Here is a 1,985-nt window from a genome sequence, read left to right on the forward strand (position 1 = left end):
AAATGATTGAAATTCTCTACAAACCCGCATATATGGGTGAATCAAGGCACCCCGGTAATATTATGCTGTCACTGGACAGTGTCAGAAGAGAAATGGCACCGGAACTGGTGCTGAAACTGGTTAAATAGCGGTGAATATAAGACACCGGCTGAGTCCGGTGTCTTTTTATTTTCAGACAAAAAATCCCCCTGCTGATATCCCGGCTCCCTGATACATCAGCAGCCCCGCAATAATAAAGATCCCCCCGGCGATCAGCCGGAGAATATCGCTATAATACCGGTTTGGTGTCCGCCCCGGATTACGGGACAGGCGCAGTGCCAGAAAGCGCATGCTGTGTACGAACCAGGCTATCATACACAGTGTGATACCGGTTCCCAGCGCCATTGCAAATACCGCGATAATTCCCCAGTGAAAAACACCGATAACTGATGAGAATAGTAAAACTAATAATGCCCCCGAACACGGTCGGCTGCCCATGGCCAGAATCATACCGGCTTGTGTCCGCCAATTGCCGGTGACTGTATTTCCCGGCATAACATGCTGATGACCACAACTGCATGTCTGAACTTGTCCGCTTTGCAGATAAACCGGTTTTAACGCAACAGGGGGTTTATTATCCGATACGCGGATTGTTTTTATTTGCGGCTTATTGACCGGTGGTCTGATAAATAAACGACGTAATGTGCGGATAACAATAATGGCGCCAAAAAGAATAATAAATGCATAGCTGGCTTTCTCCGTTATCTGGCTGACATTATTTAACTGGCGTACTGACAAATTTAATATAAACAGTACAACAGAGACTAAAATAACCGCCACAGTGCCCTGAAGCAGAGAAGCCAGAATACTTAATAACGCGCTGTGGCGTAATTTTGCCGGATGTGTGGCGATGTAAGCAGAAAGGATAACTTTACCGTGGCCGGGACCCAGAGCATGCAATAAGCCGTATAAAAAACTGAAAAGCGTCAGAAGCCCGCCCGCTTTAAGCGGATCAGACACTACTTTCTGAATCAGCGCCGCCATTTCAAAATTCAGTTCTTTTTGTAATTTTGCACTGACATGCAGCAATGACGGCCACTGGCTGTACAGCAACCCGCCCGCAGATAAAATAATAAGTACAACAGTGAGCTGAAGAATAATCCGTGAATATGATGTCATCCGTTATCTCACTCCGGGCAATGTAAGGTGATCTGCTGTGCAAACTGGCGACCGAGCGTCAGGTCATCATCCGGGGTATCACCGGTATCCAGCGACAGCGCGTAATCTTTCAGGGTATCCGAAGGATCCGCCTCGGTAAAAATTAACCGGCACTGTGATGCATCCGGCGGAGAAAGGTGAATTGCGCGTTTGCCGTTGTAGGTCATACTGACAAAAAAAGTCGGCTCATAGGTTTTCAGCTCAATGGTACTGCCGGCTAACGGTATCGGATGCAATAGTGAGACACGGAATGACATAACAATCTGCAATCCCTCACGCGTCATCCGGTAGGTGTCCGGAAAGAGTTTAAGAGGCTGTTTTTTATTCTGATAATTCAGTTCGGAAAAATAAGACTGTGCAATTATATTGGCCATCACAGATGCTGCCTGCTTCTTCCACTGCGGGCTGTCTTCTTTGGTGTTCATCAAATCATACAGAATATCTGCGGAAGTCATCGGATCCATTTTCCAGACATACTCAATGCCTGTCAGAGTCTGGTTTTCCGTTATCAGGGTCGTTTCCATATCGATAAAACTGTGCGGGTGTGCAAATGTCTGCGGACTGAACATCAGCAAAACTAAGAAAGAGAGCAGTAACGTATTCATTCTTCTGATTAAATTCACAGATTATCTCACCCCGGCAAAAGATGTTATAACATAACATAGTGCTGCGGATGAAAATACTGTTTTCTGAAATACCGTAGCGGACAGAAAATCATCATAAAATGACGAAAGTGCGATCCCTGCCACAGATATCTGTCATTCATTCACCTGTTCAATAAAACATCA

2 protein-coding genes are annotated in these 1,985 nt (G+C 45.7%); both read right to left on the reverse strand.

The genetic code is table 11. The features are described 5' to 3' along the window. Positions 1-171: 171 nt before the first annotated feature. On the reverse strand, positions 172-1,158 hold the full coding sequence (locus tag X965_RS18610; protein ID WP_036419770.1) for a nickel/cobalt transporter: 987 nt from the start codon (positions 1,156-1,158) through the stop codon (positions 172-174). Positions 1,159-1,166: 8 nt separating this feature from the next. Further along, positions 1,167-1,802: a DUF1007 family protein gene (locus tag X965_RS18615; RefSeq protein ID WP_072144610.1), complete on the reverse strand. Its 636-nt coding sequence runs from the start codon at positions 1,800-1,802 to the stop codon at positions 1,167-1,169. Positions 1,803-1,985 lie beyond the last annotated feature (183 nt).

It is taken from the genome of Morganella sp. EGD-HP17 (assembly GCF_000512315.2).
Classification (GTDB): Bacteria; Pseudomonadota; Gammaproteobacteria; order Enterobacterales; family Enterobacteriaceae; genus Morganella; species Morganella morganii.